Origin of the sequence: Halorubrum cibi (genome assembly GCF_900182635.1) — an archaeon.
Classification (GTDB): Archaea; Halobacteriota; Halobacteria; order Halobacteriales; family Haloferacaceae; genus Halorubrum; species Halorubrum cibi.
On the sequence record NZ_FXTD01000003.1, the window covers coordinates 149,911 to 166,376 of the forward strand.

20 protein-coding genes are annotated in these 16,466 nt (G+C 69.1%); 12 read left to right on the forward strand and 8 right to left on the reverse strand.

Annotated features, from left to right (window positions below; translation table 11 throughout):
• The 6 genes from ilvC to FN829_RS05110 all read left to right on the forward strand — a co-directional run bounded on the left by ilvC (position 1) and on the right by FN829_RS05110 (position 5,233).
• Complete coding sequence (gene ilvC / locus FN829_RS05085) at positions 1-1,053, forward strand: ketol-acid reductoisomerase (protein WP_142985916.1); 1,053 nt, start codon at positions 1-3, stop codon at positions 1,051-1,053.
• Between the two features lie 61 nt (positions 1,054-1,114).
• Positions 1,115-2,536 (forward strand): 3-isopropylmalate dehydratase large subunit, encoded by a 1,422-nt coding sequence (gene leuC, locus FN829_RS05090; RefSeq protein WP_142985917.1) that lies wholly within the window; start codon positions 1,115-1,117, stop codon positions 2,534-2,536.
• Entirely contained in the window at positions 2,533-3,189 is a 657-nt protein-coding gene (leuD, locus tag FN829_RS05095; RefSeq protein WP_142985918.1) for a 3-isopropylmalate dehydratase small subunit, read from the forward strand. Before leuC ends, leuD begins: the two co-directional genes overlap by 4 nt.
• Positions 3,186-4,184: an isocitrate/isopropylmalate dehydrogenase family protein gene (locus tag FN829_RS05100; protein WP_142985919.1), complete on the forward strand. Its 999-nt coding sequence runs from the start codon at positions 3,186-3,188 to the stop codon at positions 4,182-4,184. The genes leuD and FN829_RS05100 overlap by 4 nt, the downstream gene beginning before the upstream one ends.
• Before the next feature lie 80 nt (positions 4,185-4,264).
• Positions 4,265-4,645: a DUF555 domain-containing protein gene (locus FN829_RS05105; RefSeq protein ID WP_142985920.1), complete on the forward strand. Its 381-nt coding sequence runs from the start codon at positions 4,265-4,267 to the stop codon at positions 4,643-4,645.
• A gap of 48 nt (positions 4,646-4,693) precedes the next feature.
• Positions 4,694-5,233: a CBS domain-containing protein gene (locus FN829_RS05110; protein ID WP_142985921.1), complete on the forward strand. Its 540-nt coding sequence runs from the start codon at positions 4,694-4,696 to the stop codon at positions 5,231-5,233.
• 37 nt (positions 5,234-5,270) lie between these two features.
• On the opposite strand, the gene FN829_RS05115 is transcribed toward FN829_RS05110, so the two are convergent.
• Positions 5,271-5,483, reverse strand: a complete 213-nt coding sequence (locus FN829_RS05115) for a hypothetical protein (protein ID WP_142985922.1) — start codon at positions 5,481-5,483, stop codon at positions 5,271-5,273.
• A complete protein-coding gene (locus FN829_RS16360) occupies positions 5,480-5,608 on the reverse strand; it encodes a hypothetical protein (protein WP_281286034.1) in 129 nt (42 codons plus the stop codon). The genes FN829_RS05115 and FN829_RS16360 overlap by 4 nt, the downstream gene beginning before the upstream one ends.
• A gap of 217 nt (positions 5,609-5,825) precedes the next feature.
• On the opposite strand from FN829_RS16360, the gene FN829_RS05120 reads away from it, so the two are divergent.
• From FN829_RS05120 to FN829_RS05130, 3 genes are all read left to right on the forward strand, one after another.
• Positions 5,826-6,134, forward strand: a complete 309-nt coding sequence (locus FN829_RS05120) for a hypothetical protein (protein WP_142985923.1) — start codon at positions 5,826-5,828, stop codon at positions 6,132-6,134.
• A gap of 131 nt (positions 6,135-6,265) precedes the next feature.
• Positions 6,266-8,053, forward strand: coding sequence for a nitrite/sulfite reductase (locus FN829_RS05125; RefSeq protein ID WP_142985924.1), 1,788 nt, complete (start codon positions 6,266-6,268; stop codon positions 8,051-8,053).
• An 18-nt stretch (positions 8,054-8,071) separates the two neighbouring features.
• Positions 8,072-8,368, forward strand: a complete 297-nt coding sequence (locus FN829_RS05130; protein ID WP_142985925.1) for a DUF6360 family protein — start codon at positions 8,072-8,074, stop codon at positions 8,366-8,368.
• A gap of 216 nt (positions 8,369-8,584) precedes the next feature.
• Here FN829_RS05130 and purM read toward each other — a convergent pair whose 3' ends face one another.
• The 3 genes from purM to FN829_RS05145 form a co-directional block, all read right to left on the reverse strand.
• Positions 8,585-9,619, reverse strand: a complete 1,035-nt coding sequence (purM, locus tag FN829_RS05135; protein ID WP_142985926.1) for a phosphoribosylformylglycinamidine cyclo-ligase — start codon at positions 9,617-9,619, stop codon at positions 8,585-8,587.
• An 86-nt stretch (positions 9,620-9,705) separates the two neighbouring features.
• A complete protein-coding gene (locus tag FN829_RS05140; RefSeq protein ID WP_142985927.1) occupies positions 9,706-10,374 on the reverse strand; it encodes a metalloprotease in 669 nt (222 codons plus the stop codon).
• An 8-nt stretch (positions 10,375-10,382) separates the two neighbouring features.
• Positions 10,383-12,125 carry a TraB/GumN family protein gene (locus tag FN829_RS05145; protein ID WP_142985928.1) on the reverse strand — a complete coding sequence of 581 codons (1,743 nt, stop codon included), beginning with the start codon at positions 12,123-12,125 and terminating at the stop codon, positions 10,383-10,385.
• Between the two features lie 176 nt (positions 12,126-12,301).
• Between FN829_RS05145 and FN829_RS05150 the strand changes: the two genes are divergently transcribed.
• The 3 genes from FN829_RS05150 (at position 12,302) to FN829_RS05160 (ending at position 14,220) form a co-directional block, all read left to right on the forward strand.
• Positions 12,302-13,048, forward strand: coding sequence for an ArsR/SmtB family transcription factor (locus FN829_RS05150; protein ID WP_142985929.1), 747 nt, complete (start codon positions 12,302-12,304; stop codon positions 13,046-13,048).
• Positions 13,049-13,197: 149 nt separating this feature from the next.
• A complete protein-coding gene (locus FN829_RS05155) occupies positions 13,198-13,650 on the forward strand; it encodes a bifunctional nuclease family protein (protein WP_142985930.1) in 453 nt (150 codons plus the stop codon).
• Positions 13,651-13,776: 126 nt separating this feature from the next.
• On the forward strand, positions 13,777-14,220 hold the full coding sequence (locus FN829_RS05160; protein ID WP_066418542.1) for an acyl-CoA thioesterase: 444 nt from the start codon (positions 13,777-13,779) through the stop codon (positions 14,218-14,220).
• Here FN829_RS05160 and FN829_RS05165 read toward each other — a convergent pair.
• From FN829_RS05165 to FN829_RS05175, 3 genes are all read right to left on the reverse strand, one after another.
• Entirely contained in the window at positions 14,217-14,741 is a 525-nt protein-coding gene (locus FN829_RS05165; RefSeq protein WP_142985932.1) for a GIY-YIG nuclease family protein, read from the reverse strand. The genes FN829_RS05160 and FN829_RS05165 overlap by 4 nt on opposite strands.
• Positions 14,742-14,745: 4 nt before the next feature.
• Positions 14,746-15,180 carry a conjugal transfer protein TraF gene (locus tag FN829_RS05170; RefSeq protein ID WP_142985933.1) on the reverse strand — a complete coding sequence of 145 codons (435 nt, stop codon included), beginning with the start codon at positions 15,178-15,180 and terminating at the stop codon, positions 14,746-14,748.
• Between the two features lie 91 nt (positions 15,181-15,271).
• On the reverse strand, positions 15,272-16,462 hold the full coding sequence (locus tag FN829_RS05175) for an ABC transporter ATP-binding protein (protein ID WP_142985934.1): 1,191 nt from the start codon (positions 16,460-16,462) through the stop codon (positions 15,272-15,274).
• Between the last annotated feature and the right edge of the window lie 4 nt (positions 16,463-16,466).

A 16,466-nucleotide genomic window follows, 5' to 3' on the forward strand; every position in this document is an offset into this window, starting at 1 on the left:
ATGACAGAAGACGACACCCAGACGTTCGATTCGACAGTGTACTACGACGACGACGCCGACAGCGAGGCGATCGTCCAGAAGACGGTAGCCGTGCTCGGATACGGCTCACAGGGGCACGCGCACGCGCAGAACCTCGCGGACAGCGGGGTCGACGTGGTCGTCGGCCTGCGCGAGAGCAGCTCCTCGCGGGAGGCCGCCGAGGGCGACGGGCTCCGCGTCGCGACCCCCGCGGACGCGGTCGCGGAGGCGGACATCGTGAGCGTGCTCGTTCCCGACACCGTCCAGCCGGACGTGTACGAGAACGCCATCGAGCCGAACCTGGAGGCGGGCGACACGCTCCAGTTCGCACACGGGTTCAACATCCACTACAACCAGATCCAGCCGCCCGAGGACGTCGACGTGACGATGGTCGCGCCGAAGTCTCCGGGCCACCTCGTGCGCCGGAACTACGAGAACGACGAGGGGACGCCCGGCCTGCTGGCGGTCTATCAGGACGCCACCGGTGACGCCCACGACGAGGGGCTCGCGTACGCGGCCGCGATCGGCTGTACCCGCGCCGGCGTCGTCGAGACGTCGTTCCGCGAGGAGACCGAGACGGACCTGTTCGGCGAGCAGGCGGTGCTTTGCGGCGGCGTCACCTCGCTCGTGAAACAGGGGTACGAGACGCTCGTCGACGCGGGCTACTCCCCGGAGATGGCGTACTTCGAGTGTCTCAACGAGCTGAAGCTCATCGTCGACCTGATGTACGAGGACGGGCTCGGCGGCATGTGGGATTCGGTCTCGGACACCGCCGAGTACGGCGGGCTCACGCAGGGTGACGTCGTCGTCGACGAGCACGCCCGCGAGAACATGGAGGAGATCTTAGAGAAGGTCCAGAACGGCCAGTTCGCCCGCGAGTGGATCGCGGAGAACCAGGCCGGTCGACCCTCCTACACCCAGCTCCGTCACGCCGAGAAGAACCACGAGATCGAGGAGGTCGGCGAGGAGCTGCGCGGGCTGTTCGCCTGGCAGGAGGAGGAGGACGAGGAGGAGTCGGCAGAGGTGAAGGCCTGATGGGCGGACGCGGCGACGTGAACCGCTCCCACGAACCCGCGGATTCACGGAGTGATCCCCGATGAGCGAGGGGACGCTGTACGACAAGGTGTGGGACCGTCACAAGGTGACGGGGTTGCCGACCGGGCAGGACCAGCTGTTCGTCGGGCTCCACCTCGTTCACGAGGTCACCAGTCCGCAGGCGTTCGGCATGCTGAAGGAACGCGATCAGGAGGTCGCGTTCCCCGAGCGCACCCACGCGACGGTCGACCACATCGTGCCGACCGGCAACCGCGACCGGCCGTACCGCGACGAGGCCGCGGAGGAGATGATGGCGGAACTCGAGGAGAACGTCCGCGGGTCCGGCATCGACTTCTCCGATCCCGACTCGGGCGATCAGGGGATCGTCCACGTCATCGGCCCGGAGCAGGGGCTCACCCAGCCCGGCATGACCATCGTCTGTGGCGACTCGCACACGTCGACACACGGCGCGTTCGGCGCGCTGGCGTTCGGGATCGGCACCTCGCAGATCCGCGACGTGCTGGCGACGGGCTGTGTCGCCATGGAGAAACAGAAGGTCCGTCGGATCGAGGTCACGGGCGAGCTCGGCGAGGGCGTCACCGCCAAGGACGTCATCCTGACGATCATCGGGAAGCTCGGGACCGACGGCGGCGTCGGTTACGTGTACGAGTACGCCGGCGAGGCCATCGAGAAGCTGGGCATGGAGGGTCGGATGTCCATCTGTAACATGTCCATCGAGGGCGGCGCTCGCGCGGGGTACGTCAACCCGGACGAGACCACCTACGAGTGGCTGGAGGGGACGGACGCCTTCGCCGACGATCCCGAGAAGTTCGAGCGGCTGAAGCCGTACTGGGAGTCAGTCCGGACCGACGACGACGCCGAGTACGACGACGTGGTCACCATCGACGGGTCGGCGATCGAGCCGACCGTCACGTGGGGGACCACGCCCGGACAGACCGCGGGCATCACGGAGCCGATCCCGGATCCCGAGGACCTGCCCGAGGAGGACCGCGACACCGCCCGTCGCGCACAGAAACACATGCGCGTCGAGCCGGGCGACACGATGGAGGGCTACGAGATCGACGTGGCGTTCCTCGGCTCCTGTACCAACGCGCGGCTGAAGGACCTCCGCGAGGCCGCGGCGTTCGTCGAGGGCCGCGAGGTCGACGACGACGTGCGCGCGATGGTCGTCCCCGGCAGCCAGCGCGTCCGCGACGCCGCGGAGGCCGAGGGCCTCGACGAGGTCTTCAAGGACGCCGGCTTCGACTGGCGCGAACCCGGCTGTTCGATGTGTCTCGGGATGAACGACGACCAACTGGTGGGCGACGAGGCGAGCGCGTCCTCCTCGAACCGGAACTTCGTCGGCCGACAGGGCTCGAAGGACGGCCGGACCGTGTTGATGAGTCCGATCATGGTCGCGGCCGCGGCGGTGACCGGCGAGGTCACCGACGTGCGAGAGATGGAGGAGGTGGCGACCGTATGAGTTCGCCCGAGTTCAGCGCCGGCGAGGCCCCGGCCGAGAAGGTGACGGAGGTCACCGGGACGGGGATCCCCGTCCGTGGGAACGACATCGACACCGATCAGATCATCCCCGCCCGCTTCATGAAGGTCGTCACCTTCGACGGGCTGGGACAGTTCTCCTTTTTCGACCAGCGCTTCGACGACGACGACAACGAGAAGGACCACCCGTTCAACGAGGAGAAGTATCGGGGCGCGAACGTGCTCGTCGTCAACGCGAACTTCGGCTGCGGCTCCTCGCGCGAGCACGCCCCGCAGGCGCTGATGCGCTGGGGGATCGACGCCGTCGTCGGCGAGTCGTTCGCGGAGATCTTCGCGGGCAACTGTCTCGCGCTCGGGATCCCGACCGTCACCGCCGACCAGGAGTCCATCGAGGCGCTCCAGAACTACGTCGAGGCGAATCCCGACGCCGAGATCGACATCGACGTGGCCGCGGAGACGATCACCTACGACGACACCGTGATCGACGCGACGGTCCACGACGCCCAGCGGAAGGCGCTCGTCGAGGGCGTCTGGGACACCACGGCGCTGATGGGTGCGAACGCGGGAGCGGTCCGTGAGACCGCCCGATCGCTGCCGTACGTCCCCGAGGAGGACATCCCGGGAGGCGACGCGTGAGCCACGATATCGCCGTCATCGAGGGCGACGGGATCGGACAGGAAGTCGTCCCGGCCGCCATCGAGGTGCTCGAGGCGCTCGAGGTCGACTTCGAGTTCGTCGAGGGCGAGGCCGGCGACGCGGTTCGGGAGGCGACCGGCGAGGCGCTCCCGGCGGAGACGTACGAACTGGTCGCCGACGCCGACGCGACGCTGTTCGGCGCGGCCGGCGACACCGCCGCGGACGTCATCCTCCCGCTGCGCGAGGCGGTCGACTCCTTCGTGAACGTCCGGCCTGCGAAGGCGTATCCCGGCGTCGACGCGCTGCGCCCGGAGACGGACGTGGTCTTCCTCCGTGAGAACACCGAGGGCGTCTACGCCGGCCACGAGGACCGGCTCAGCGACGACCTCTCGACGCTGACGCGCGTGGTCACGTCCTCGGCCTCCCGTGAGCTGGCCGAGTACGCTTGCGAGTTCGTCGCGGACGGTCGCGGGCCCGCGGGCGACTCCGAGGAGGGGTTCACGGTCGCACACAAGTCGAACGTGATGCGCGAGACCGACGGTCGGTTCCGCGAGGCGGTGCTCGCGGTCGCCGAGGAGCGCGGCGTCGACGTCGACGAGGAGCTGATGGACGCGTTCGCGACGAAGCTCCCGCTCGACCCCTCACAGTACGGCGTCGTCGTCTGTCCGAACCTCGCGGGCGACGTGCTTTCGGACCTGGCCGCCGGGCTCGTCGGCGGGCTCGGCCTGCTCCCCTCGGCGAACGTCGGCCACGACAACGCCCTGTTCGAGCCGGTCCACGGCACCGCACCCGACATCGCCGGCGAGGGGATCGCGAACCCGACGGCGGCGGTGCTCTCGGCCGCGATGCTGTTGGAGTACCTCGGGCACGTCGAGGAGGGTCAACGGGTTCGGACCGCGGTCGAGTCCGTGCTCTCGGAGGGCCCCCGGACGGGAGATCTCGGCGGGGACGCGACGACCGAGGAAGTCACCGCGGCGATCGTCGACCGGTTGTAGGTCGTTTCCCTTCTCCACCGCTTTCCGAGACGCCGCCGACGAACCACAAGAGACGAAACCCTGCGGCACCTCGGAGCGGTATGAGCAACTACGCGGTCGCGATGGAAGCAGCCTGGTTGGTCCGTGACGTCGAGGAGACCGACGACGCCATCGGCGTCGCGGTCAGCGAGGCCGGAAAGCGACTCAACGAGACGGACAAGCAGTACGTCGAGGTCGAACCCGGCGTCACCGGCTGTCCCGCCTGCGGCGAGCCGTTCGACGCGGCCTTCCTCGCCGCGAACACGGCGCTCGTCGGGCTCCTCTTGGAGATCGACGTGTTCAACGCCGACAGCGAGGAGCACGCGGAGCGGATCGCGAAAAGCGAGGTCGGCGGTGCGCTCCGCGACGTCCCGCTCGAGGTCATCGACGTGATGGAGACCGAGGCCGACGACGACGAAGAGTCGGACGGCAGCGCGCGCTGAGCGGCCGGCCGGCGAAACCTTTTCTAATAACCAAGGGTTATTAGACGTATGGAACTCCCGACGCCGCAGGACCTGCGCGAACGGCGGACTTCACTCGAACTGACCCAGAGCGCACTCGCGGACGCCGCGGGCGTCTCACAGCCGCTCATCGCCCGGATCGAAGGCGGCGACGTCGACCCGCGGCTCTCGACGCTGCGCCGGATCGTGAACGCCCTCCAGGAGGCGGAAGGGGAGGTCGTGCGCGCGACGGATCTGATGAACGAGACCGTGATCAGCGTCGCCCCCGACGACGCCGTGAGCGACGCGGTCGAGCTGATGGAGCGGGAGGCGTACTCCCAGCTCCCCGTCCTCCAGAACGGAGTCCCCGTCGGCTCGATCAGCCAGGGGGACGTGATCCACGCCGGCGAGAACGTCGGGGATCACCCGGTCAGCGAGGTGATGAGCGAGTCGTTCCCCACGGTCGCGCCGGGTGCGACCGTCGACGAGGTGCGGAACCTCTTGGACCACTACAAGGCCGTGATGGTGACCGACGGCGGCGAGACGGTCGGGATCATCACCGAGGCCGACATCGCCGCGCACCTGTCGTAGCGAGCTTCGAGAGGCAGGGGCTCGGAACCGCAACCGATCAGCCGTCGCGGTTCTCCGAGAGGTGCTCCCAGATCTCCGTACAGCCCGCCCCGTCCTTCAGGTCCTCGAGGTGGTCGTCCTCCCCGCTTGGGGACTCGCTCGGCGCGAATCCGTTGGTCTCGTCCGCGTCGTCCGCGTCGTCATTCTCGGCCGAGCCGGTCGTTCGCTCGTCTTCGGCGGTCAGTCGTCGCGATTCGCCCGTTCCCGTCATGCCTGACTCCGGACCGTATCGAACAGTTCGGGCGCGACGTCGGCGGACGTGTGCTGGCGGTGCGGTCGATCGTCGTCCCCCCCACCGCGACGATCGATCGCGGCCTCGGGTGTCGTCTCGGTCATCGATCCCGTCTATGGCCGTCCCGATCATAAGGGACGCCACAGGAGTAAATCGAACCACTACTCTCCGATACCGGATCCGACCTCCGGTATCCGTGACGCGGCTCTCACCCTCGATCGGTCCGCACTCGGGCGATCCTCTCGTCTCGCGTCGTCCTCGACGGCGACCCGGCTTGCGAGCACCGACACCCATTGGGTCGGAACGGTCCAAAGAAGGGGTGTGACGACCCGCCTTCGCGTGCTCGATGACGGCGCATGGATTTCGGTCGACGACCACCGGGAGATACGCGTGAGCGAACTCTGGCGGCTCGACGCGCCCGGTTTCTGTAGCTGCGATCTGGCCGACCTCGTCGTCGAGAACTTCCAGGAGGTCGGCGTCGACGGGTCGCGTGTGGAGGCCCGCGTCTACGGACAGTGTATCGCGTGCGGCGGGGCCGGAATCACGGACTGGCTCCCGGTCGGTCGGGTTCGCGGCGGCGAGTTCGTCGAACTCGACCGTTCATGCGTCCGCCGGACGCGACGGGAGTAAGTGGGGCGTCCGGAGAGAGCGGAGACGAGCGTGGCGACCTATCCGGCAGGTGTTGCCCCTTCGAGGGGGCACCGGGCAACGTTGACTCCACGGGTCGCCCTATGTGGCCGGGGGGCATGTCTCGGAACACGATGCCCACGGACGTAGAGAACTGGAAGTCGGAGGTGTACGGGAACGAGATCCGCGAGCACCTGTTCGAGTTCGCCGAGCGGGGGTTCGACTCGATCCCCGACGACGAGCGGGACGCGTGGTTCGAGCGGTTCAAGTGGTGGGGGTTGTACCACCAGCGGAACGGCCAGGAGGGGTACTTCATGATGCGCATCGGGACGCCGAACGGCGTGTTGAAACCCGGACAGCTCCGCGTCGTCGGCGAGATCGCCGACGAGTACGCCCGCGGGCCGGGGACGAACCCGATCTTCGGCGACGCCTACGCCGACTTCACGACCCGCCAGTCGATCCAGCTCCACTGGATCGAGCTGTCGGACGTGCCCGCGATATTCGAGAAACTGGAGGAGAACGGACTCTCCACCCAACAGGCCTGCGGGGACTCCTGGCGGAACATCGTCGGCAACCCCGTCGCGGGCAAGGACGGCCAGGAGGTGATCGACGCGTGGCCGGTCATCCGCGACCTCAACGAGACGTTCAAAGGCGACGACGACCACGCGAACCTCCCGCGGAAGTGGAAGGTGTCCGTGACCGGCTCCGCGGACGGCTCCGGGCAGGGCGACATCAACGACCTCGCGTTCGAGCCGGCGTACAAGGACGTGGGCGGAGACGACGGCGAGGGAGGCGGAGACGGCGCCGAAGGGGGCGAGAGGATCGTCGGATTCAACGTCCGCGTCGGCGGCGGGCTCGCGCGCAACGAGCCGCGGTTCGCCCGCGACATCGACGTCTGGGTGCCTCCCGAGCGGGTGTCCGACGTGGCCGGCGGACTCTCCGCGCTGTTCCGCGACCACGGCGACCGCGAGGACCGCTACAACGCCCGTATCAAGTTCCTCGTCGACGAGTGGGGGCCCGAGGAGGTCCGCGAGACGCTCCAGACGGAGTACGTCGACTTCGACCTCGAGACCGCCGGCCGGGACGTCCGCGAGGAGTACACCTACAACGCGGGCGAGGGCGAGCGAAACGACCTGATCGGCATTCACGACCAGAAGGACGGGAGGAACTTCGTCGGCCTCAACGTCCTGGTCGGGCGGATGGGCGCGGCCGACGTGCTCGACCTCGCCGACTTCGCCGAGGAGTACGGCTCCGGCGAGGTTCGGCTCTCGCAGCGACAGAACGTGATCGTGACCGACGTGCCCGACGGGGAGTTGGACGACTTCCTCGCCGAGGACCTGCTCGAACACTACTCGCCGGAGCCGTCGCCGTTCATGCGCGGCTCCGTCGCGTGTACGGGCACCGAGTTCTGCTCGCTCTCCATCGTCGAGACGAAGAACCGGCAGGTGCGGTTCGCCCGGTGGCTCAAGGAGAACGCGGAGCTCCCCGACGGCGTCGAGGAGTTCCACGTCCACCTCTCGGGCTGTACCGCCTCCTGCGCGCAGCCGCAGATCGCCGACGTGAGCCTCCGAGGAATGAAGACCCGAAAGGACGGCGAGCCGGTGGAGGCGCTCGACGTGGGGCTCGGCGGCGGGCTCGGAGAGGAGCCGGGATTCGCCCGCTGGGTGACCCAGCGCGTGCCCGCCGACGAGGTGCCGGGCGCGATCGCCAACCTGCTCGAGAGCTTCGCGGACCGGCGCGAGGAGGACGAGTCGTTCCGCGCGTTCGTCGCCCGCCACGACGACGAGGAACTCGACGCGCTCGTCGATCCGGAGGAGACCGACTACGAGGACCCGATGATGCACAACACGAAGCGCACCTGGTACCCGTACGCCGAGAACGACGGGCTTGAGGACGCCCCGCCGGTTCCGGCGGACGACTGAGATGAAGGGTACAGAGAGATGAGCGATCGCCTGCTCCGCGTGAACGCCTACACGACGCTCGATTTCGTCGAGGCGAAAGTACGAGGCCACGACTTCGAGGCGGACGCGCCCGGTGTCGTGAACGTCACCGCGCCGCGGGAGGATCCCGACCGCGTCGGCCTCCAGGTCGAACTCGACGACACGGCGATCGACGACCTCCCCGCCCACGCCGACGAGGTCACTCTCTCGGCGGCGCAGGCGCGGACCCTCGCCGAGGCGCTGGAGTCGGCCGCGGACCGCGTCGAGGCCGCGCAGGGCGACGCCGACGGCGAGTGAGTCGCGGCGGCGGCATCACTTATTCACGGACTCGGCGGCGCGCCTCCGAGCGGCCGTCGGCCGCGAGGAGCCCGCGAGGGAGTTGCGAGCGCGAACGCGCGAGCAACGAGGCTGGGGAGGTGTGAGGTGCGGGGCTGTGCGGGGTGGGGCTTTGGCGGTGTTCGCTGCGGTCGTGTTCACTGCGTCGATGACGTACTACCGAACGACGACCGCTGCTTATAGCTCCAGTCCGCGGATCGCGACGCCCCCCTCGTCTCCATCTTCCTCCTCGCCGTCACCTTCCTCCACCCGTCCGATCACGCGACCGCCCGTCGCCGCCGCAAGCGATTCGGCGGCGTCGGGGTCGACTGCGGCGACGAAGCCGGTTCCCATGTTGAACGTACGGTGCATCTCCTCGTCGGAGACGTTCCCCTCCGACTGGACGAACCCGAAGACGGGTTGGGCGTCGTAGGGCTCGTCGACGACGTAGCGGTACGCTCCCAGCCGCGTCAGGTTCGTCCAGCCGCCGCCGGTGACGTGGGCCGCAGCCCGCACTCCGTGCTCGCGCATCGGGTCGAGCAGGTCGGTGTAGATCCGGGTGGGCTCCAACAGCGCCTCGCCGAGGGTGTCGTACCCCTCGAAGGGCGCCGGATCCGTGTACTCGTGTGCGCGCGTGACCGCCTCGCGCGCGAGCGTCAGCCCGTTCGAGTGGATCCCCGACGACTCCCAGCCGACGAGCGCGTCTCTCGCCTGCGCCTCGCCGTCGAACACGCCGTCCTTCGCGGCGAGGCCGGCGCAGGTTCCCGCCAGATCGAGCCCGCGGACGACCTCCGGCATCACCGCCGTCTCGCCGCCGACGAGCTCGATCCCGGACCGCTCCGCACCGCGGGCGAGCCCCTCGCCGACCTGCTCCGCGAACGCCTCGTTCGGCTCGTCGACCGCGAGGTAGTCGACGAACGCCACCGGGCGGACGCCGGCGGCGACGAGGTCGTTGACGTTCATCGCGATACAGTCTATGCCGACCGTCGAGTAGTCGGCCAGCGCCTCGGCGACGAGCAGCTTCGTCCCGACGCCGTCGGTCGCCAGCGCGAGGTAGCGGTCGCCGATGTCGAGCAGCCCGGCGTAGTCGCCCTCGCCCTCGCCCACCATCCCGACCAGCGCGGCGGTCGCGGCCTCGCTCGCGTCGATGTCGACGCCCGCGTCGGCGTACGTGAGTTCCTCGTCGTCGCCGCCGTCACCGCCACCGTGGCCGTCGCCGCCGTTCTCGGTCATACGCGTTTCGTAGCGCGCCGGAGCAAAAGGACACCGCTTGTCCGCGAACGGCGGGGGCCGACGCGAACGACGGACGCGGTGCCCTCTCAGAACGGCCCGCCGAACCCGAGGCCGAGCACGAACACGAGAAGCACCGTGAGCAGGACCGAGGGAACGAACGCGACCGCCCAGACGACGCGGCTCCAGTCCATCACCGTCTTCCCGTCGAGCGGCCCGTACGGCACCAGGTTGAACGCGGCGAGGAAGACGTTGATCGCGATCCCGCGCTCGCCGATCAGTGTCAGGACCTCGCCGCCAAGCAGGGTTCCCGCGTACAACACCGGGAGGAAGACGACCATGAGAAGCAGGTTGACGACGGGGCCGGCGAGCGCGATCCGCCCGTGTTCGCCCGCGGTCAGCCGCCCGCGGTGGTGGACCGCGCCGGGCGCGGCGAAGATGAACCCGAGCAGGGCGCTCGCCACCGCGAGGAACAGCATGCCGTTGTCCGCGCGGAACTCCGCCACCTGGTCGTAGCGGACGGCGACGACCTTGTGGGCGATCTCGTGGAGGAGGAAGCCGACGCCCGCGGTCAGGAGACCGACGACGAGCGGAAGAACCACGCCGGCGGCGACGATCCGCGAGACGCCGGCGCTCCCGCCGACGAAGAAGAGCGTGAACGCCACGCCCAGCGCGAGCCACGCGACGAGGAGGTCCTTGAGCTCGGTACCGCTGAAGTAGAGGCCGCCGATCCGGCGGCCGGCGATGTTCGTTGCCATGGTGTGTGTCAGGGAGCCAGCAGTCCGCGGAGCAGTTCGGCGCTGTTACGCGCGCCCTGGATCATCAGTCGGGAGACCTCCTCGACGCCGCCGATGTCGCCGAACATCGCGGGCAGGACGTAGACGGCGAAGAGGAAGCTCGCGACGATGCTGCCGACGTTCGTCATCGCGACGACCACGATGAGCTTGAAAAGCGGCACGTCGAGCATCTCGGAGACGAGCTCGCCGGGCGGGCGCGTCTCGTCGGCCAACAGCTCGTTGAGTGTGCCGATGTCGCCGACGTTCACCGTCAAGTGACGCAACTCCACGTAGCCCGTGAACCAGCCGGGTGCGAGAAGCGGGTTGATCGAGGTCATCCACGCGACCGCGCCGCCGACGCCGGCGGAGGACCACCGCGCGCCGGCGAGCTTCGCGAACCCGAACGCGAAGGCGGCGTTGATGAGGAACCACGCGCCGAACAGCCGGAGCAGGAACCCGTTCCGGACGCCCGCCATCGCGAGCAGGACGAAGAAGGCGACGAACCCGACCGTGATCCCGTAGCCGACCAGCTTCTTCCAGGGGAACCCGCGCCCGGACTCCTCGCCGACCAGGTCCGCCATCGGCGGGAGGGTGTCGGGGTTCGCGAGATACCCCTCGATCCCCGCGCGGTGGCCCGCGCCGACGACGGCGACCACGTCGCGGCCGGCCTCCCGTAAGGCGACGAGCCGGTGGGCGATGAACGCGTCGCGCTCGTCGATGAGCGCCTCCGCGCCGCCCGGGGAGAACTGTCTGAACTCCTCCATCATCATCGTCACCACGTCGGTGTCGGTGAGCTCCTCGATGTCGATATCCTCGATCCCGCCGTACTCCGCGTCGTCGCCGGATCTCGCGAGTCCGAACAGCCCGAGCAGCGTTGCGCCGACGACGCCGACGGACAGCCCGAGCGCGAGCCCCAGCCCGAGACTGCCGATCGCCCGGACCGTGAGCCCGCCGAGGTACGCCCCGACGAGCCCGTCGGCGACGCCGGAGGCCGCCACCCCGATCCCCGCGAGCGGCCCGATCGCGGCCGCGGCGTACAGCCGGGCGTCGGGCGAGAGCCCGGCCTTCCCGACTTGGTCGACGACGATCGCGGCGGCCACCGCCGCCAGCATCCCCGCGGTCACGCTCGTCAGGAGCGGTTCGGTGACGCCGAAGGAACCGCCGAAGAGACCGATCGCGGGACCGGCGATCACGCCGATCAGGATCCCGGCGACCACGCCGACGACGCGGGAGTCGGTGACCCCGAACGCGAGCCCGCCGACCATCCGGAGCTTCTCGATAAGGGTCATGCGCGCCCAGAACCGCTGGATCGTGGTCTGGATGTCGCGATCGACGAGGGCGACGTCGATCCCCGTGCGCTCTGCGACGTCGACGGCGGCCTTCATGTCCGCGCCGGGCTCGATGTCGAACCGCTCGCCCAGTTGGGTCTGGACGTACGAGAGCATCCAGTAGGCGAGGAACTGAAAGACCGTGTTCCCCTGAAGCAGGTCGCTCGCGTCGAGGTCGTCCGGAGTCTCCCCCTGCATCTGTCGGTAGCGACCCTCGTCCAGTTCGACGGCGACGACGTCGGGGCGCTCGCGTTCGATCGCCTCCTCGACCTCCTCGACGGAACGCTCCGAGACGTGGGCGGTGCCGACGACCGTCACCGACCCGGACTCGCGGCCCTCGGTAACGGGGGTGCTCTCGGAGGGGGCCGACGCGACGTCGGCGGGCCCCTCGGGCGTCTCTGTCATCACCCCGACGTACTGCGTCACGTCGTTTAGGGTTTGTGAGTCGATCTCGAGCGTCCGCGACCGGTCGGACCCGTTGGATCGATGTACCGAGCCGCGGCGGGACCGCCTCGAGGTCGACGCGACGTCGACGCGTCGCTCCCAACAGATTTGTATCCACACCCCGCGCATGTCCCCGTATGTCGCGGCTGTTGCCCTCCCTGCCGGACGCCGAACCCGCCGACCGAGACCCCCGCGTCGTCGGCGTCGACGACGACGAAGCCGAAGATCTGCTCGCGGCGCTCGGCTCCCAGACCGCCCGGAACGTCCTCTCGACCCTTCACGAGGAACCGGCGACGACCTCCGAGCTCGCCGACGAGCTCGACACGTCGCTCCAGAACGTCCAGTACCACCTCTCGAAGCTGACCGACGCGGAGGTCGTCGACGTCATCGACACGACCTACTCGGAGAAGGGGCGCGAGATGAACGTGTACGCCCCGGCGGACGAACCCTTGGTGTTGTTCGCGGGAAGCCAGGAGCAGTCCTCCGGGATCAAGACGGCGCTGAAGCGGCTGCTCGGCGGCTACGCGCTCCTCGGGATCGCGGCATTCGCCGTCCAGCGGCTCGCGGCGACGGCGACTCCGGACGCGGCCGAGCGATACACCGCTTCCGGTGACGCCGCGGGAGACGCCGGGACCGACGGCGGCGGAAACGGCGGTGACGTGGGGATCGCGACCACCGAACCGGACGCCCCCTCGACGGAGTCGACCGTGGATTCGGAGGGGAGCGACGGGGTCGTCGACGTCGCCGTCGACGCGGCGACAGATGTCCTCGTCGATCCCGCCGCGGCGCTCGCGGAGCCCGGCGTCGTCTTCTTCCTCGGCGCCGCGCTCGTGCTCTCGATCGGGGTGCTGTACTGGTACCGCCGAACCCGGATCGCTCCGTAACCACGAACGGTTGGGCGGCGAGCAGCGGGGCAGCGAGCGCTCGGGCGGCGAGCAGCGGGGCGGCGAGCGCTCGGGCGGCGAGCAGCGGGGCGGCGAGCGCTCGGAACGTCCGGGGACAGCTATTCATGTCGCTGTCACCATCCATCGGTATGGAACACGAAGCCGAGGTCGTCGGGGTCGGAGCCGGCTCGGCACCCGGCGGCGACGTCCCGGCGGTGGTCCTCAGCGTCCGCGGCGAGTACGTCCCCATCTTCGTCAGCGGCGACCAAGCCCGATCGATCGGGACCGTCTTGGAGGGCGAACCGTTCGACCGGCCGCTCACGCACGACCTGCTCGTGGAGATCCTCACCGAGTTCGGCGGGGCGATAGACCGGGTTCGGATCGACGACCTCGCGGACGGAACCTTCTACGCGAAGGTCGACGCCGAGCGCTACGAGTCGGGCGAACCCGAGCGGTTCGTCTTCGACGCGCGACCCTCCGACGCGCTGGCGCTCGCCGTCCGCGTCGAGTGCCCGATCGTCGTCTCCGAGGAGGTGATAGACGAGGCGGGTCGCCCGCCCGACTCGATCCGCTTCGGCGACGGTCGCCGCGAGGACTCGTAGCCGCGGGTTCAAGTGACCGCCCGACCGAGCGAGGGTATGAGCGACCCGGACGGCGAATCAGCGGAGGACGGAACGGAGCCGGCGGTCGGCGCGAGCGACGCGACGCTGGCCGACTCCCACACCGAGATGACCGAGATGCTCCTGCCGAACGACACCAACAACCTCGGGCGGGCGCTCGGCGGGGCGGTGTTACACTGGATGGACGTCTGCGGCGCGATAGCGGGCATGCGCTTCTCGAGCCGGCAGGTGGTCACCGCGTCGATGGACCACGTCGACTTCATCGCACCGATCGAGATGGGCGAGGTCGTTGTGATCGAAGGGTACGTGTTCAACACCGGGCGGACGAGTCTCGACGTGAAAGTCGAGGTCCACGCGGAGAACCCGCGGACCGGCGAGGAGCGCCGCACGACGGCGTCGTACTTCACGTTCGTCGCGCTCGACGAGGAGGGACGTCCGACCGAGGTGCCCGACCTCGCGTGCCCGACGGACGCGGAGGAGGCCCTCCGGACGCGGGCCGTCGAGGGACGCCGCGAACAGCTCCGCGAGGTCGTCGAGCGATACGACCTCTAACCGGTGGGACCGGGGTCACCGGTCCGGGCCGTCGCCCCCTCCGCGTCGTACGCGCGAGCCACGCGGTCGATCAGGTCCTCGAGGCTCACCGCCGCCGAGAGGTGGCTCGAACACCCGCAGTCGGACGCGCCGAAGCCGTCGATCGGACCGGCCGGGAGCCGGTCGGCCACCGCGCACTCGGCGTCGACGCCGGGCGCGTGGACGACGCGGTCGATCCGGGCGTTCGTCTCGCCGAGCAGGTAGTCGACGTGCCAGTGACGAACGTCGTGGTCGCCGCGAGCGGTGCGTCGGTGCCGGCGAACGCGCGAGAATCCGCCGGATCCGAGCGCGCTGCCGGTGTACGCGTACGCACCGGCGGGAAACCGCTGATCGCCGAGCGCGCCGACGGAGACGGTCGCGGAGGCCGGGAGGTCGACGAGGAGCGTGTATGTTCCGCCCGCCGCTCCGGGCGGAAGGTCGCGATCGGATTCCGTCCTGTTCGGCTTCGCCCGCGGTGACGCGGCCGCACTCGGTTCGGACATCGTCTCAGGCGGTCGGTTCTGGCGGCTCGCTCGCGGCCGGTCGGAGCGTCTCGACCAATTCGGCGGCCTCGTCGGTCAAGTCGTACGCGTCGTGGAAGTCGTCGGGGTCGCGGTCGCGGCCCGACAGCGCGCCGACGACGCCGGCGATCCGGTCGTAGTTGTCGCGAACGAGCCCGCCGACGATCCCCGGCGTCCCCGCTCGTTCGGCGAGCTCCTCGGCGGCCGAACGGCCCGCGTACACTCGTTTCTCGTCGGGGTCGACGAGCACCATCGCGAACGGTCGAGCGCCGAACTGCGCGTCGAGGAACAGCCCGACGGGATCGGCCTCCCACGGCACCGCCTCCACGTCGTCGAGCCGGCGGAGCGCGACCGCCGCGATCGAACAGTACGGACAGTCGCCGTCGAAGATCAACACCGGCGAGCCGGCCACGTCGGTCATGTCCTATCGTACGGTCGGGGCGAACTTAAGCGGCCAGCCTTCCGAGCCGCGTCGACGGCGGATCGGCTCGGAGGACCTCCCCGCGAGTCGCTCAGTCGGCCTGTGCGCCGTCCCGTTCCGCCTCGGCCTCGATGTCGGCGTCCGCCACGACGCCGTGGGAGATCGCATCGCCCGTGTCCGAGTCGAACAGGTGGATCCGCGCGCGGTCGAGGGCGACCTCGACGTCCTCCTCCTCTCTGATGTCGGTCGCGGGATCGACGCTCATCAACAGCCCCTGCCGCTCCTCGAAGTCGGTCATGCCGCCGTCGTCAGTCGTGTCGAGGATCGGTTTGAGATAGACGAAGATCTCGTCGCCCATCGGTTCGAGCACGTCGGTCGTGACGGAGAACGTCCTGCTCGGATCCTCGGCCTCGCCGCTGTTGTCGGCGAGGTAGAGGTCCTCCGGGCGGATGCCGAACTCCACCGCGTCGCCTTCTGCCACGCCGTCGATCGCCGTCGTGTCGAAGGAGACGGAGTAGCCGTCGGCGTCGAGAGTGCCGTCGCCGACGGTCGCGTCGACGAAGTTCATCGACGGCGACCCGATGAAGCCGGCGACGAACCGGTTTGCCGGCTGGTTGTAACAGGTCAACGGCGGGGCGATCTGCTGGAGTTCGCCCTTGTTGAGGACGGCGATCCGGTCGGACATCGTCATCGCCTCCGCCTGGTTGTGCGTGACGTAGATGATCGTCGTGTCCAGCTGCTTGTGGAGCCGCTGGAGTTCGGTTCGCATGTTGACGCGGAGCTTGGCGTCCAGGTTCGCCAGCGGCTCGTCCATCAGGAACACGTCCGGGTCACGGACGATGGCGCGTGCGATCGCGACGCGCTGTCGCTGTCCGCCGGACATCTCGCTCGGCATCCGGTCCAACATTCCTTGAAGCCGGACGACGCGTGCCGCCTCATCGACGCGCTCGTCCATCTCGTCCTGCGGGAAGTTCCGCAGCCGAAGCCCGAAGGAGATGTTGTCGTACACGTCCATGTGCGGGAACAGCGCGATGTTCTGGAACACCATCGCGATGCCGCGGTCCTTCGGCGGGAGGTTCGTCACCTCGCGGTCGCCGATCGTGATGGTTCCCGACGTGGGCTTCGTGAGCCCGGCGACCGTCTCGAGGGTCGTGGACTTCCCGCAGCCCGACGGCCCGACGAGACAGATGAACTCGCCGTCTTTCAGGTCGAGATTCATTTCGTCGACCGCCGTTACGTCGTCGTACTGTTTCGTGACGTCCGTGAGTTTGACTCGTGCCATGGTG

Coding starts and splice junctions, on each gene's coding strand:
- ilvC (WP_142985916.1), top strand. CDS start 1: ATGACAGAAGACGACACCCAGACGTTCGATTCGACAGTGTACTACGAC.
- leuC (WP_142985917.1), top strand. CDS start 1,115: ATGAGCGAGGGGACGCTGTACGACAAGGTGTGGGACCGTCACAAGGTG.
- leuD (WP_142985918.1), top strand. CDS start 2,533: ATGAGTTCGCCCGAGTTCAGCGCCGGCGAGGCCCCGGCCGAGAAGGTG.
- FN829_RS05105 (WP_142985920.1), top strand. CDS start 4,265: ATGAGCAACTACGCGGTCGCGATGGAAGCAGCCTGGTTGGTCCGTGAC.
- FN829_RS05110 (WP_142985921.1), top strand. CDS start 4,694: ATGGAACTCCCGACGCCGCAGGACCTGCGCGAACGGCGGACTTCACTC.
- FN829_RS05115 (WP_142985922.1), bottom strand. CDS start 5,483: ATGACGGGAACGGGCGAATCGCGACGACTGACCGCCGAAGACGAGCGA.
- FN829_RS16360 (WP_281286034.1), bottom strand. CDS start 5,608: ATGACCGAGACGACACCCGAGGCCGCGATCGATCGTCGCGGTGGGGGG.
- FN829_RS05125 (WP_142985924.1), top strand. CDS start 6,266: ATGCCCACGGACGTAGAGAACTGGAAGTCGGAGGTGTACGGGAACGAG.
- FN829_RS05130 (WP_142985925.1), top strand. CDS start 8,072: ATGAGCGATCGCCTGCTCCGCGTGAACGCCTACACGACGCTCGATTTC.
- purM (WP_142985926.1), bottom strand. CDS start 9,619: ATGACCGAGAACGGCGGCGACGGCCACGGTGGCGGTGACGGCGGCGAC.
- FN829_RS05140 (WP_142985927.1), bottom strand. CDS start 10,374: ATGGCAACGAACATCGCCGGCCGCCGGATCGGCGGCCTCTACTTCAGC.
- FN829_RS05145 (WP_142985928.1), bottom strand. CDS start 12,125: ATGACAGAGACGCCCGAGGGGCCCGCCGACGTCGCGTCGGCCCCCTCC.
- FN829_RS05150 (WP_142985929.1), top strand. CDS start 12,302: ATGTCGCGGCTGTTGCCCTCCCTGCCGGACGCCGAACCCGCCGACCGA.
- FN829_RS05155 (WP_142985930.1), top strand. CDS start 13,198: ATGGAACACGAAGCCGAGGTCGTCGGGGTCGGAGCCGGCTCGGCACCC.
- FN829_RS05160 (WP_066418542.1), top strand. CDS start 13,777: ATGACCGAGATGCTCCTGCCGAACGACACCAACAACCTCGGGCGGGCG.
- FN829_RS05165 (WP_142985932.1), bottom strand. CDS start 14,741: ATGTCCGAACCGAGTGCGGCCGCGTCACCGCGGGCGAAGCCGAACAGG.
- FN829_RS05170 (WP_142985933.1), bottom strand. CDS start 15,180: ATGACCGACGTGGCCGGCTCGCCGGTGTTGATCTTCGACGGCGACTGT.
- FN829_RS05175 (WP_142985934.1), bottom strand. CDS start 16,462: ATGGCACGAGTCAAACTCACGGACGTCACGAAACAGTACGACGACGTA.